Genomic DNA, 13,940 nt, shown 5'->3' with positions numbered 1-13,940 from the left:
CAACTCTCAATCCCTTGTTGCGGTCACTGACCGCATCGCTACTAAAAGAAGAAGGCGCTGGGTTGGAACAGTTTCTCTACTTCGCCAACAAACTTCTTGTTCACCAAAAATAGCACCACGTGGTCACCTTGTTCGATGACCGTTTTATCGTGGGCCATCAGCACTTCTTCATCGCGTACAATTGCCCCAATGGTCGTACCCGGTGGTAACTTGATTTCGCTAATTTGTTTGCCAACCACTTTTGATGTGCCAGCATCGCCGTGTGCAATTGCCTCAATGGCTTCAGCTGCGCCACGTCTTAATGAATATACGTTACAAATATCGCCTTGGCGAATATGGGTCAATAACGCTGAAATGGTGGCTTGTTGCGGAGAGATAGCAATATCAATATTGGCCTCTTGGACAATATCAACATAGGCTTCACGCTGAATAAGCACCATAACTTTTTTGGCGCCCATACGTTTAGCCAGCAGTGCCGCCATAATGTTGGCTTCGTCGTCATTGGTGACAGCGATAAACACATCGGTTTGATCTATGTGTTCTTCGAGCAATAATTCTTGGTCTGAGGCATCGCCACAAAACACTGTGGTATTTTCCAGCTTTTCACTCAGCGCTTCGGCGCGTTCTTGTCTATGTTCAATCAGTTTTACAGAGTGATTACGCTGTAACTGTTTGGCTAGGCCTAAACCGATATTACCACCGCCGGCAATCATAATATTGCGGTAGGAGTTATCAAGCTTTTGCATTTCACTCATGACAGCACGAACGTGGCGACTGTCGGCGACGAAGAACACTTCATCATCGGCTTCAATGATCGTGGTGCCACGCGGCATGATCGGACGACCTTGACGGAAAATTGCGGCTACCCGGGTATCAATATTGGGCATATGTTCACGCAGTGCTGCCAAAGCATTACCGACTAGTGGTCCACCATAATAAGCGCGCACAGCCACTAAACTGAGGCGACCCTCGGCAAACTCGAGTACTTGCAGTGCACCGGGATACTCAACTAAGCGGCGAATATAAGAGGTGACAAGTTGCTCTGGGGCGATCAGTTCATCAATGATAAAGCCGCCGCGGGGGCGACTTTCACTGTGTTTAATTTCACTGTTGATGAATAGCTTATCTTTAAGGGCAAGGTATTGCTCTGAACGAATTCGGGCAATTTTGGTGGGTGTACCAAATAACGAATAGGCAATTTGGCACGATGCCATATTACATTCATCGCTATTGGTGACCGCAATTAACATGTCGGCATCTTCGGCCCCAGCATCTTTTAGTACGCTAGGGTGGGCACCATGGCCACAAATAACCCGCAAGTCATACTTATCTTGCAGTGACCGCAGGCGGTCGCGATCATTATCGACGATGGTGATGTCGTTGTTTTCACCGACCAAGTTTTCAGCTAATGTGCCGCCAACTTGGCCTGCCCCCAAAATGATAATTTTCATGCTTGCGCGTTATCCTTTTTTTAGGCGTGCGTAATAGAATCCATCCATATTGTCCTGCCCAGGGACAATTTGCCAGCCAATGGCGTCGCTATCGGACTGTTGTTCAATCGCGATAAGCTCTGCGTCGGCGGTTCTAGCTAAAAAGGCGCTCACTTGCTCGGCATTCTCTTGCGGTAAAATAGAGCAAGTTGCATAAAGCAGTGTGCCACCTGGCTTAAGCCACTGCCAGCAATGATTAAGAATTTGTGATTGCAATTGTGCCAACGCATCAATGTCATTTTGCTTTCTTAACCATTTGATATCTGGGTGGCGTCTGATCACGCCCGTAGCAGAGCAGGGAGCATCGAGCAAAATGCGGTCAAATTTTTCACCTTGCCACCAAGTGTCAATCGCTGCGGCATCGCCATGGATAACCTGAGCTTGTAAAGATAAGCGCTGCAGGTTCTGTTCGACCCGTTGTAAACGTTTGGCATCAAAATCAACCGCAACTAAATTAATGTCATTGGCAGACTCTAAAATATGACAACTTTTGCCGCCCGGAGCCGCACAAGCATCTAAAATTAGTTCATTATCTTGCGGTGCAAGTAATTCAGCAGCCCATTGCGCAGCGCCATCTTGTACTGATACCGCGCCTTGTTCAAAATCGGGTAACAAGGCCACATCTTTAGCTTGTTCAAGTAAAATCGCGTTGTGACTTGCGCCAGCAGTTGCTGCAATGTCAGCATCTGTTAAACGGGCTAAATAGTTTTCACGGCTCTGCGAGCGCGCATTATTACGTAACCACATTGGTGGACGCTGATGGCTTTGTTCTATCACTTGTTGCCAGTTATCTGGATAAGCGGATTTAAGCTTCTTAATAATCCAGGCTGGTGTGTTGTAGGCTAGTGTGTCGTTATCTGTTGGCAGTGGTTTCTCTTGGCGTTGAATGTTACGCAAGACGCCATTAACGACTTTAACTAGCCCTTCAAACTTAAGCTTGCGGCAGGCTTCCGCAGTTTCTGAAATAGCCGCGTGGCTAGGAATACGAGTGAAGTAAAGCTGATAACAACCCACAAGTAATAGCTGATGAATGATACGCTGCTTGCCTTTTAGTGGTTTGCTCATGCAGTCACTAACAAGTTTGTCCAGCTGCGGTAATTGACGCATCACGCCGTAACAAAGCTCAGCTAATAGGGCTTTATCTTTGCCACTATCGAGTTTTTGTTGCTGCTCAGGCAGGGCGACTGAAAGTGAACTGCCTTTTTCTAATACTTGAAAAACGACTCGGGCCGCCAGTGCGCGAATGTTCATCATGCATTTTCCTCAACATCAAAACGAGTGCCGGGGATAAACCAATCGGCACGTGAGTTAAGGATATCCGCCACCGGCATGGCTTTTTTGCCTGGAAGCTGCATGATCTCAATACACAAGGTACCTTCTGTGGTTGCGACACAAAGACCGTGCTTATCTGCGCTAAGAATGGTGCCTGGGCTTGCGTCGCTAACGGTATTGCTCACGCTTGCTTGCCACACTTTTATAGTGGCACCTTGATGACTGAAGTGGCTCGCCGGCCAAGGGTTAAATGCGCGGATTTCTCTCCACAAGTTAACCGCGGGTTTGTGCCAATCAATCAAGGCTTCTTCTTTGCTGAGTTTCTCTGCATAGTTAGCTTGCGCTTCATCTTGAGCTTCAGCGGTTAAGGTTCCTGCGGCTAAACAAGTTAGGGCTTCAATGAGTGCGTCAGGGCCTTGCGCTGCCAGTTTTTCATATAAGGATGCTGAGGTATCTGTATCTTCTATAGGGAGTGAAGTTTTCAGCAGCATGGCGCCGGTATCGAGTCCAATATCCATTTGCATAATGGTTACGCCAGTATGTGTATCGCCTGCCCATAACGCTCTTTGAATCGGTGCTGCACCGCGCCAGCGAGGCAGTATTGAGCCATGGACATTGATGCACCCAAGTTTCGGCGTGTCTAACACCACTTGTGGCAATATTAAACCATAAGCAACCACCACCATAATGTCGGCATTTAACCCAGCAAGCTCGGCCTGCGCATCAGCATCACGCAGGCTTTTAGGTTGATACACTGCAATGTCGTGTTGTAGTGCTAACTGTTTTACCGGACTTGCTTGCAGCTTCTTACCGCGCCCAGCAGGGCGGTCCGGTTGAGAGTAGACGCCAATGACATTGTGTTCGGAATTGATCAGTGCCTGTAAATGACGCGCAGCAAAATCCGGTGTGCCAGCAAAAATGATATTTAGTGGTTTCAAATCGATTACCCTTGTTTAGCTTCCAATCGTGCGGCTTTTTCTAGCTTTTGCTTAATGCGTTGGCGCTTAAGTGGCGATAAGTAATCGACAAATAACTTACCATTAAGGTGGTCGAGCTCGTGTTGTAGGCAAATTGCAAATAGGCCATCGGCTTCTAACGTAAATTCATTACCGTCACGATCAAGTGCTTTAATGGTAACGAACTCGGCGCGATCGACCTTAGCATAGATGCCAGGTACCGATAAGCAGCCTTCTTCATTAGTAAACTCACCACTTTTTTCGGTGATCTCTAAATTGATGAATACTTTAGGACGTTCAACCTCATCTTGCAGATCCATAACAATCAGCTGATGGTGGTAATCGACTTGCGAAGCTGCTAGCCCAATACCCTTTTCTTCATACATAGTTTCGAGCATATCGTCGATTTGAGTCTGTAATGCAGCGTTAAACTCGGTGATCGGCGCAGCGACTGTTCGTAATCGCTCATCTGGAAATCTTAGTACTTTTAGTAAACTCATATATAAACTCTTAACAAGTCTGTCAAATCTGTGCCAGTTGGTTATACTGACTTAAGCTATAAGGTTAATTTTAATCCTTCATGGCTATCAATAACAGCAAAAGCTCCATATAAGCCTAAACTAGTTATATCAACAAGGTACTTTCTGTTAGGAAAGTGGTTTAGGAAGAAGCAAAAAACAGCATGGATACCCCGATGAAACGACTACTTTTACTCGGTTTACTGATACTTAATAGTACTTTATTGTTCGCTGACACTCTTACCCTCAAATCTGGCCACCCCGATCACTACGTTGTGAAAAAAGGCGATACATTGTGGGATATTTCTGGGCATTTTCTTAATGACCCATGGCGTTGGCCAAGTTTGTGGGGCGTAAACCCTCAAATCGCTAACCCCCATCTCATTTATCCAGGCGATGTACTCACTTTAGTGTTTATCGATGGTGAACCTCGGCTGGTGGTAAAACCGCATATTCGCAAAAGCCCGCAAGGCCGAGTGATGCCAAAAGATGGCGCCATTCCTGCGGTCGATTTATCACTCATTAGTCCTTACTTAGTACAAAACCGTGTTGTAGATGGCCAATGGTTAGCCGAGCAACCTATGGTGTTGGGTGGTGAGAGTCCATCTAAACATCATGTAGTGGGTGATATCGTTTATGTTCAAAGTGAAATGTTGCTTGGACAAAAGGTGGGTATTTATCATGCTGGGCGTGAGTTTAGTCGTGAGTCAGATGGCATAGTTTTAGGGCAAGAGGCCATTTTAACCGCCAGTGGCCGCGTGATTGAGTCTGGTCCAGTTTCGAAAGTGAAGCTTTTAAGTAATCTCAGAGAAACCAAGGCGGGTTATCGGGTATTGCCCATTGAGGATGAAGCCTTGATGTCGGCTTACTTTATGCCCACACCGGCGCAGTTAGCCGAGCCCGCTACCGTACTGGCATCTGAGAAAGATGTTCGTGAAATGGGTAAGCTTGATGTGGTGTATGTAGATCGTGGCACCCAAGATGGTGTCGAGCCTGGGCATGTGTTTTCCATTTACCGTGATGGTGTTGGTGTTGTGATTGATGGTGATGGACAGCCAGTGCAACCGCACGATCGCAGCACCTACGAAGATATGTTGTCATACGTCTCTTCGGATAACGCAATCAAAATGCCAGATATTTATCGTGGTGAGCTGATGGTATTTAAGGTATTCGATAATGTCAGTTTAGGCTTGATTGTGGTTAATGAAAAACCTGTGAGAGTGCAAGATAAGCTAATTCAGCCAACACATTTACAAGGAGAGTAAATAACAGACCCACTGGTCGATTGGCTAGTTGTTTCATCAGTTTCTGGGCTAGGACCTGCTCGGATTAAACAGCTGTTACATAACATGGACGTTGAAGAGCTAAGGCATCGACTACTGCATGAACACCATGCCTTACCGGTGCCAGAATCTCTGTTAAAGCGTGGCTTACGCTTGGATGAAAAACGTCAGCGATTGGCATTAGCTTGGCAAGAAAGCCATCCTCAACACCATATCCTCTACCCAACTCACCCCTGTTATCCACCGCTACTTGATCAAATTAGCGACCCACCAACAGTGTTGTTTGTTATTGGCGAACCTAGTCGTCTTTTGCAGCCTTCAATCGCCATTGTAGGCAGTCGTGCTGTGAGTCGTAGTGGCTGTGAAACGAGCTATCAATTGTCGAAGGCTTTGGCTACTGAGGGGTATCTGGTCACCAGTGGTATGGCGGCTGGGATTGATGGCGCTGCACATCAGGCTGCATTGGATATTGAGGGCGCTACAGCTGCAATATTGGGAACCGGCGTCGATATTGTCTACCCTAAACGTCACAACAGTTTGTATAACAGCTTACTCGCGAGTGGGTGTGTGGTGAGCGAGTTTTGGCCCGGTACTAAGCCTTATGCGGGGAACTTTCCTAAACGAAACCGTATTATTAGTGGCATGAGCTTAGGGACTGTTGTTATTGAAGCTAATCGTAAAAGCGGTTCGCTGATCACGGCGAGGTTAGCGATGGAACAAGGCCGAGAGGTATTTGCTGTTCCGGGCAATATTCTTGATGGTTATCACCAAGGTTGCCACGACTTAATCAAGCAGGGCGCTAAATTAGTCGATGGTGTTGCCGATATAATTGAAGAGATCACTACTTTATCGCAATCTCACCTTGAAGAGTTGCATCGGCGTCACCATATAGGGGAGGAAATAGCTTGTGATTTGCCATTTGCCCCGCTGTTAGCTAGTGTAGGATATGAGACTACACCATTAGATGTTGTAGTTGAGCATAGTGGAAAAACGATAGAGCTAGTACTAGAGCAAATGCTTGAACTTGAACTACAAGGTTGGGTTTCAGCGGTACCCGGTGGTTATATAAGACTTAAGAGGAGCTAGCCATGTTTGATATCCTCATGTATCTATTTGAAAACTATGTTCATAGTGAGGTTGAACTTCTGGTTGATGAAGATGAGCTAACCCAAGAGTTAACGCGGGCGGGGTTCCATCAATCTGAAATAATTAAAGCTTTAGCGTGGTTGGAGCATCTAGCTTCGCCGCAAGAGGGCGATCAACCTTATCTATGCAATCATGATCAACATTCATTTCGTATCTACACTCAAGCGGAAATGGATAAACTCGATGTCGAGTCACGCGGTTTTTTGCTGTTTTTAGAGCAAATCAAAGTACTGAGTGTCGAAACCCGTGAAATGGTGATTGATAGAGTGATGGAGCTCGATGAGCCGGCTTTAGTGTTAGAAGATCTAAAGTGGGTGATACTTATGGTGCTGTTTAATGCACCGGGCAACGAGTCTGCCTACGAGCAAATGGAAGACCTTATTTTTGAGCAACCAGACGGTCGATTACATTCATAAGCAATGCTAAAAAAAGGAGACTAAGCCTCCTTTTTAGATCTTAAGTGGCTGCTTAATAGTGCTGATGTTGCGAGTTGATGCTTAGGTGAGCCGGCATCAAGTAATCCCGATAAGCGTAGCGATTAATCTTATTGATCTTGGGTCTATCTTGTTCAGCGTCTTCGAAATTATCCACCTGTACCTGTAACCAGGCGGCAAATTGTGCTTGGTGCGCTGATAAGTCTTCAAGTAACAATTCATAGCCCTCAAAATAGTCCGTTTTTAAATATTTGCTTAGCTGGACTAGATCGTTTCTATGGTGTTCTGCTAAGAAGCGAATCGCCATGTAGCTCCACCTATAAGTGCGATCGACTCCATCTTTATATTCGGTTGCAAAAATAGTGGCAAGATCAGGCGCCTCAGCAAGTTTCTTTTTTATCACCCTTAAAGCTGATGGGTTGTCATTGCCGTTAGCTATGTACTCTGCTAGACCTTCTGCCCACCAGACTAATTTAGATGGGAAGTGGCCAAAACCACCATATTTAACAAAGTGGCCATCAAGATAGTGCACGTACTCATGGTTTAAGTTCCAGATAGCAAACTCCGGCTCAATCCAAAATTGACGGAAAGCAAAGAAGGTGGCTTGATTGCCTGGCTTAGATGGGGTGCCTTCAATGTACATGCCGCCATTATCGGTCCGGATATCAAACAATAGCTGACCGTAGGCGTTGTACTGACTCCAATTTTTAAAAGCCACCACGCGCAACGCTTCGTTGTAATCATTCGCGGTGGGCTGCATATTGGTTTCTAGTAGTTCGTGGAAGTCTGATTCTTGTGACGTGAGTTTTTCGCAGCTAATGGCCAGTTCTTGCTCATTAAGATCTTGAGCTAAGATGAACAAGCTGTCTGAGCAATGATGCTCAATAGGAAGAACGGTTTCTAGCTCAGGTATGGCACAGACATCAGTTTGTTGCTCGCATGCTTCTTGACCTGCAAAAGCGTTAACATGATAACCCAAGGTGTAGGTAGTTTTGGCCTGCTCTCCGCGAATAGCTATGTCGGCCAAGGCTATCTCTTTGGTTGCATCGTCAATTGCTTGTTCGGCTGCTGTTGGTTGGTCGGTGTCGCTAGCGGGCAGGGCTAAGCGGTATAAACCGAGTGCCCAATAACTGTTGGCCTTAGCCCAGTCATCTTGCTGTCTAATACTGGAATCGTTACGTGTATAACTCAGAAGCGGTTGTATCACTTCATCTTGGGTGACTAAGGCATTTAAACTACCGTCGGTATCTTTGCGGGCCTTATTGAATAGCAAACCATAGGCACGAATTGTTTCCCACAAGGCGTAATCGTTGGCTGTTGTGCTGCTACTGTTACCCAGTGTTTGTAGCTGTTGTCCTAGTTGAGGCAATAGTGGCGCTAATTGCTCACTCCAATCATTATTGTCGTAATAACGATAAATTGTAACCGCAAAGTGTTCCTGTAATCGTGCGTTTAGGGTTTTGTTTTCACTTAATGCAAGAAGTGCGGCAGTGAGTTGTTGCGCCTCTTTGGTCGTCAATGCTTTGGTGTCGCCAAAGTAGCTATAAGCACGCAGATAATATAGCGCGGTATCTAAGGTTTCGTTGCTGCTGTCTGGATCGGCTATAGCTAATAGCATTTGGTCGAAAGTAGCGCGGTTAATCAGTGCCTGTTCGCTGCTAAACAGCGCCTGTGGTGTCAGCTGAGCAACAGCGCTTATCGTGCTGTTATCTGCTTTTACTGCGGGGTGAGTAACTGGTGTGGTTGAACTGCACCCAGATGTAGACATAATCAATGGGCTACAGATAGCTAATGCAATGAGTGAGCGACGAAACATAGGGACTCCTTTTTATTTTTGCATACAATATATCTTCATCTAAAGGAGAAACCTAGTGCTATTTAATTCCCACACTGGGCTTTGCTTGATAAAATATCCACCAATGTCGCTATACTAGTGGCTTAGCCGTCAGGATACTCCATGTCTAAAATTGATCATGAATTGTTTAGCTCACATGAACATGCGCTCGAAAAAGAGTACGAGCTGTGTCCTAAGTGCGGTTGCGAACTGTCGGTAAAAAACAGCAAGCATGGGGGGTTTATTGGCTGCAACAATTACCCTACCTGTGATTACACTCGCCCCTTAGTGCAACATGAGTCGATTGAAACTCAAGTGATTGAAGGTTCACAATGTCCTGATTGTGGTAACGAACTCGCAGTTAAGTCGGGGCGATTTGGCATCTTTATTGGTTGCACCAATTATCCTCAATGTAAGCATATCGAGAAACATGACAATAATGATGCTGATGAAATCAGCTGTCCGGTATGTCAAAAAGGTCATATTGAGCATAGAACCAATCGATATGGTAAAGGCTTTTACGCGTGCAGCGGTTACCCTAAATGTAAGTTTTTAATTAATTATCCGCCTGTTGCAGAAACTTGCCCAGAATGTGGTTTTGGCTTGCTCGTGGAGCGTAAAGGCGCAGCCGGCAGCCGTGTTGAATGCCCTAAGAAGCAGTGCAAATATAAGCGCGCTCTATAGCATAGCCAATATCAGAAGGTTATTGACGATATCGACTGTTAGCGTTGTGAGTATTAGCTATGTCTGTATAATTTCCCCCAAAAGCGAGACTACGCGGTTACCGCGTTATTGGTAATTTAAGGGTTCCTATCAATGCTATTGCAACAACCTAGTGAAGTCGTCGACACACTCAATCTTGGCGGCGTCATTGCTTATCCCACAGAAGCGGTATACGGATTAGGGTGCGATCCTGATAACCAAGCTGCGCTACAAAAGTTACTCGAGATCAAGCAGCGACCCTGGCAAAAAGGTTTAATACTCGTTGCCAGTGAGTTTGAGCAGTTACACCCCTATATCGATTTAGACAAGGTGCCTGCGGCTGGCTTAGCCATGGCTCAACAACGTTGGCCGGGACCATTCACTTTTATTATGCCAGTGACGCAACAAGTGCCTTCGCTGTTATGCGGAGAGTTTAATTCGATTGCCGTGAGAGTCTCTGCCCATGATGGTGTTGCTCAGCTGTGTCGTGCTTTTGGGAAGCCGCTGGTTTCTACTAGTGCCAATTTAACTGGCCAGCCACCGGCAATGTCACAGCAGCAAGTGATCGAACAATTAGGCAAGCACATTGATGCCGTTGTGGTAGGCGAGCTGGGTCAAGAAATCAAGCCATCAACCATAATTGATGTGTTAACAGGTAAGGTATTACGTTAAGTAAACTAGTCACAAGGAAAAACTATGAGCGTGCCGGATATTCAACAGGTAAAGGCTTTTTTATTGCAACTGCAGCAAGATATTTGTGCAGGTCTCGAGCAGCTTGATGGTGAAGCAACGTTCATTGCTGACTCGTGGCAGCGAGAAGAGGGCGGCGGTGGCACCAGTCGTGTACTGACTCAAGGTAAAGTGTTTGAACAAGCAGGGGTCAATTTCTCCCATGTTCAAGGTGCGGCGATGCCAGCCTCAGCTACGGCGCATCGGCCAGAACTTGCTGGACGCAGCTTTGAAGCAATGGGGGTGTCACTTGTCATTCATCCTAACAACCCATATATCCCGACAACTCATGCGAATGTGCGATTCTTTATCGCCCAAAAAGAGGGGGCCGACCCGGTATGGTGGTTTGGTGGCGGTTTTGACTTAACCCCTTATTACCCTTTCAAAGAAGATGTTGTTGAATGGCATCAGCAAGCGCGGGCTATCTGTGAGCCATTTGGTGCAGAGGTTTATCCTAAATACAAAAAGTGGTGTGACGACTATTTTTATTTGCCTCACCGTAAAGAAACTCGTGGTGTCGGTGGCCTGTTCTTTGATGATTTAAATGAAAAAGGTTTCGATGACAGCTTTGCTTTCATGCAGGCCGTAGGGCGCGGTTTTCTGCCTAGTTATCGTGGCATTGTCGAACGTCGTAAAGATACGCCTTTTGGTGACAGAGAACGGGATTTTCAGCTTTATCGTCGTGGTCGCTACGTTGAATTTAACTTGGTTTATGACCGCGGCACGCTATTTGGCTTACAAACGGGTGGGCGCACAGAATCTATTTTGATGTCTATGCCACCATTAGTACGCTGGCAATATGCCTATACGCCGGAGCCTGATAGTCCAGAAGCGCTACTATATCGAGACTACCTTAAGCCTCAAGATTGGTTGGCCAACCCATAGTTGTTTGTAGATGCTAACCAATAAGCTTAGATATTGGCTTATTGGTTACGCATATGGTCGGCTAGTTGGGCGATGGCTTGATATATAGCTTGCTGGTGCTGGGCATCACTAATCTCTATATCGATTGCCGCTTTCATGCAAAGCAGCCATTGGTCACGCATTTGCTCATCAATGGCAAAAGGCATGTGCCGAGCTTTAAGGGCTGGGTGGCCATGTTTACGCTCAAATAAGGGCGGCCCACCAAGCCATCCGCTAAGAAACTCAAATAGCTTTTGTTCTGATTGCGCTATGGGACTACGGTGCATTGCCAGTAACTCTTGTGTATCTGGCCGTGTTTGCATTTGAATGTAAAACTGCTTGGCAAGCGCGGCGATGACTTGCTCGCCGCCAATACGATCATAGGCATTAGATTGTTGCGGATCTCTTTGTGTTGCCTGAGCCGCTTTGGCCGTTGGTGCGGCTTTGGTTAACCCCATGGCGTTAAGAAATTTGGTAAACATGTTCATTTGTAGTGACTGGCGTTAGAAACGTATTGGATAGTCGGCACACTATAAGAACTGCCAAAGTTAGGCAAATCTACAAACAGCATGATGAGCAGTTTTCCTGTGTTTTATTTGGTTGAGTGGCTTTGTTTCTGCAACAAAGCGCAGTAGACTCGCTGTCACACCTAAGCGAATCTTGTATCGATAATGACAGATAAATATGCCGTATTTGGCAATCCCATTTCCCATAGTAAATCACCGCATATCCATCACAGCTTTGCCGAGCAAACTCAGCAAGCGATTAGTTATACTACGATAGCGGCACCGACTGATGATTTTGCAGATTCATTATCGCAATTCTGGCAATCTGGTGGGTGTGGTGCCAATGTCACTATGCCATTTAAAGAGCAAGCCTTTGCGCTGTGCGACCAGCTAACCGAAGAGGCGCAATTAGCCGGTGCCGTTAACACCTTAACTAAACTACCCAATGGCGAAATCCATGGTGACACAACAGATGGTTTTGGTTTAGTGACAGACCTACAACGTCAATTTGGTCACTTAAAAGGTAAGCGGGTGCTATTACTCGGCGCTGGTGGTGCTGCAAGGGGATCTATTTTGGCGTTACTTAACTCTGGTATCGCTTCACTGTGTATTCATAACCGTACTATGAGTAAAGCAGAAGATTTGGCGCAGATATTTACGCGCTATGGTGAGGTATCAGCAAATAGCTTAATAGAGCCGCAAACCGCTTTTGATATCATCATTAATTCAACTTCAGCCAGTTTGAATGGTCAGGCCTTAACATTACCGCCATGGATTATTGCGCAGCATACTGTTTGTTATGACATGGCATATGCTAAAGAAACCACGGCCTTTAATTTGTGGGCACAGCAGCATAATGCTGCCCAGACGAGCGATGGCCTGGGTATGCTCGTAGGGCAGGCTGCTAAAAGTTTCCAACATTGGCGTAAAGTTATGCCGCAAGTCGAGCCTGTTTTAGCATCCTTACGCCAACAGTTAAGTTGAACAGGAGCTGTAATGAATCAGAGTATCTTGTTTAATGATGATGCCCAGTGGCTTGAAGCAGAACAAACCATCATGTTTACGGCGCAGCAGATGGGAATGGCTATAGAGTGTCAAGTTAGCCTGAATAAAATTGCCGCTTGGCTAAATTTACCTATCACAGATATCGGCGATAAACTTGCTGCATTTGAACAATGCCGATTTGATATTGAAGATATTGCTGAACGCCTCATTACTCAGGAGGCGTTCAACCCACAGGGGCAGATCATCATTAGGTAAGCAAAGCATACCTAAGCCTTATAAGGGCCTTAGGTTGGCAGCTCAGCGAGCTCTTCTATATACTCATTTTTCAAGCGTACATAGTTATCAGCAGAGGCGGGCAAAAAGGCCAGTTCTGCCGCCGTTAAAGGGCGCGCCTTTTTTGCCGGGCTACCGACATAAAGAAAACCCTTCTCAAGGGTTTTTCCTGGTGGAACTAAAGAGCCTGCACCTAAAATCACATCATCTTCAATAATGGCGCCATCTAAGATAATGGCGCCCATGCCGATAAGAATACGATTACCTACTTGGCAGCCATGCAACATGGCTTTGTGGCCAATAGTGACATCGTCACCAACTATCAGAGGGTGACCACAGGGGTTACTTGCTGACGTACGCGTAACGTGCAACACAGTGCCATCTTGGATATTGGTGCGTTGGCCAATGCTAATATGATTAACATCACCGCGAGCCGCGACTAACGGCCAAACACTTGAATCATCACCTAGAGTGATGTCGCCAACAAGTACACAAGCTGGGTCTATATAGACATTGTTGTGTAAGGTTGGGCTGATTCCTTTATACGTTCTTAATGATTGCAACATGAAAAAGTCCTATAAATGGCGATATTTTGCATTATAAAGCCTAAAAAATAGCAAGTCAGGGTGATTTCTAGCCAAACAGCGAGAAATTACCACTTTTCTTTCAAAAAGCGCTTGCGTAAAAAGTTCAGCTCCCTATAATGCGCTCCCACTGACACGGCAAACAGCGCTGCATAGCGATGTACAGACGAGTCAGGGCAGCAAGTGAGATGAGGTTTTTAGCTGTGACTTAACGCACTGATGTGCAGTAAGTAACCACTTAAAAAACTTTTTAAAAAATCACTTGACGCCAACCAAGGAAAGCGTAGAATACGCAGCCCTAGCCC

15 protein-coding genes are annotated in these 13,940 nt (G+C 46.0%); 8 read left to right on the top strand and 7 right to left on the bottom strand.

Features of this window, described 5'->3' with window-relative positions; all coding sequences use genetic code 11:
• Positions 1-41 precede the first annotated feature (41 nt).
• From trkA to def, 4 genes are read right to left on the bottom strand one after another with little or no spacing between them, the layout of a single operon-like run.
• Complete coding sequence (gene trkA, locus L865_RS0111565; protein WP_028773383.1) at positions 42-1,451, bottom strand: Trk system potassium transporter TrkA; 1,410 nt, start codon at positions 1,449-1,451, stop codon at positions 42-44.
• Positions 1,452-1,460: 9 nt separating this feature from the next.
• On the bottom strand, positions 1,461-2,741 hold the full coding sequence (gene rsmB / locus L865_RS0111560; protein WP_028773382.1) for a 16S rRNA (cytosine(967)-C(5))-methyltransferase RsmB: 1,281 nt from the start codon (positions 2,739-2,741) through the stop codon (positions 1,461-1,463).
• Complete coding sequence (gene fmt, locus L865_RS0111555; protein ID WP_028773381.1) at positions 2,741-3,700, bottom strand: methionyl-tRNA formyltransferase; 960 nt, start codon at positions 3,698-3,700, stop codon at positions 2,741-2,743. Before fmt ends, rsmB begins: the two co-directional genes overlap by 1 nt.
• Before the next feature lie 5 nt (positions 3,701-3,705).
• Positions 3,706-4,218 (bottom strand): peptide deformylase, encoded by a 513-nt coding sequence (gene def / locus L865_RS0111550; protein ID WP_028773380.1) that lies wholly within the window; start codon positions 4,216-4,218, stop codon positions 3,706-3,708.
• A 182-nt stretch (positions 4,219-4,400) separates the two neighbouring features.
• On the opposite strand from def, the gene L865_RS0111545 reads away from it, so the two are divergent.
• The 3 genes from L865_RS0111545 (at position 4,401) to L865_RS0111535 (ending at position 7,081) form a co-directional block, all read left to right on the top strand.
• Positions 4,401-5,501 (top strand): LysM peptidoglycan-binding domain-containing protein, encoded by a 1,101-nt coding sequence (locus tag L865_RS0111545; protein ID WP_028773379.1) that lies wholly within the window; start codon positions 4,401-4,403, stop codon positions 5,499-5,501.
• 84 nt (positions 5,502-5,585) lie between these two features.
• A complete protein-coding gene (dprA, locus tag L865_RS0111540) occupies positions 5,586-6,605 on the top strand; it encodes a DNA-processing protein DprA (RefSeq protein WP_028773378.1) in 1,020 nt (339 codons plus the stop codon).
• A 2-nt stretch (positions 6,606-6,607) separates the two neighbouring features.
• Positions 6,608-7,081 (top strand): DUF494 family protein, encoded by a 474-nt coding sequence (locus tag L865_RS0111535; RefSeq protein WP_028773377.1) that lies wholly within the window; start codon positions 6,608-6,610, stop codon positions 7,079-7,081.
• 52 nt (positions 7,082-7,133) lie between these two features.
• Here L865_RS0111535 and L865_RS0111530 read toward each other — a convergent pair whose 3' ends face one another.
• Positions 7,134-8,915: a collagenase gene (locus L865_RS0111530; RefSeq protein ID WP_028773376.1), complete on the bottom strand. Its 1,782-nt coding sequence runs from the start codon at positions 8,913-8,915 to the stop codon at positions 7,134-7,136.
• Positions 8,916-9,056: 141 nt separating this feature from the next.
• Here L865_RS0111530 and L865_RS0111525 point away from each other — a divergent pair, with 141 nt between their 5' ends.
• The 3 genes from L865_RS0111525 to hemF all read left to right on the top strand — a co-directional run bounded on the left by L865_RS0111525 (position 9,057) and on the right by hemF (position 11,249).
• On the top strand, positions 9,057-9,617 hold the full coding sequence (locus L865_RS0111525) for a DNA topoisomerase family protein (protein ID WP_028773375.1): 561 nt from the start codon (positions 9,057-9,059) through the stop codon (positions 9,615-9,617).
• 132 nt (positions 9,618-9,749) lie between these two features.
• Complete coding sequence (tsaC, locus tag L865_RS0111520) at positions 9,750-10,307, top strand: L-threonylcarbamoyladenylate synthase type 1 TsaC (protein ID WP_028773374.1); 558 nt, start codon at positions 9,750-9,752, stop codon at positions 10,305-10,307.
• 24 nt (positions 10,308-10,331) lie between these two features.
• Positions 10,332-11,249 carry an oxygen-dependent coproporphyrinogen oxidase gene (gene hemF, locus L865_RS0111515; RefSeq protein ID WP_028773373.1) on the top strand — a complete coding sequence of 306 codons (918 nt, stop codon included), beginning with the start codon at positions 10,332-10,334 and terminating at the stop codon, positions 11,247-11,249.
• Between the two features lie 38 nt (positions 11,250-11,287).
• On the opposite strand, the gene L865_RS0111510 is transcribed toward hemF, so the two are convergent.
• A complete protein-coding gene (locus tag L865_RS0111510) occupies positions 11,288-11,725 on the bottom strand; it encodes a group II truncated hemoglobin (RefSeq protein WP_037471049.1) in 438 nt (145 codons plus the stop codon).
• A 213-nt stretch (positions 11,726-11,938) separates the two neighbouring features.
• On the opposite strand from L865_RS0111510, the gene aroE reads away from it, so the two are divergent.
• Both aroE and L865_RS0111500 read left to right on the top strand, forming a co-directional pair.
• Positions 11,939-12,757: a shikimate dehydrogenase gene (gene aroE, locus L865_RS0111505; RefSeq protein WP_028773371.1), complete on the top strand. Its 819-nt coding sequence runs from the start codon at positions 11,939-11,941 to the stop codon at positions 12,755-12,757.
• 12 nt (positions 12,758-12,769) lie between these two features.
• Positions 12,770-13,033 carry a DUF1488 family protein gene (locus L865_RS0111500; RefSeq protein ID WP_028773370.1) on the top strand — a complete coding sequence of 88 codons (264 nt, stop codon included), beginning with the start codon at positions 12,770-12,772 and terminating at the stop codon, positions 13,031-13,033.
• A gap of 29 nt (positions 13,034-13,062) precedes the next feature.
• On the opposite strand, the gene L865_RS0111495 is transcribed toward L865_RS0111500, so the two are convergent.
• Positions 13,063-13,617, bottom strand: a complete 555-nt coding sequence (locus tag L865_RS0111495; RefSeq protein ID WP_028773369.1) for a gamma carbonic anhydrase family protein — start codon at positions 13,615-13,617, stop codon at positions 13,063-13,065.
• Positions 13,618-13,940: the final 323 nt, after the last annotated feature.

Source organism: Shewanella waksmanii ATCC BAA-643 (assembly GCF_000518805.1).
Classification (GTDB): Bacteria; Pseudomonadota; Gammaproteobacteria; order Enterobacterales; family Shewanellaceae; genus Shewanella; species Shewanella waksmanii.
Note: the sequence above shows the minus strand (reverse complement) of the source record. Positions and strands in the feature narration are given on the sequence as shown.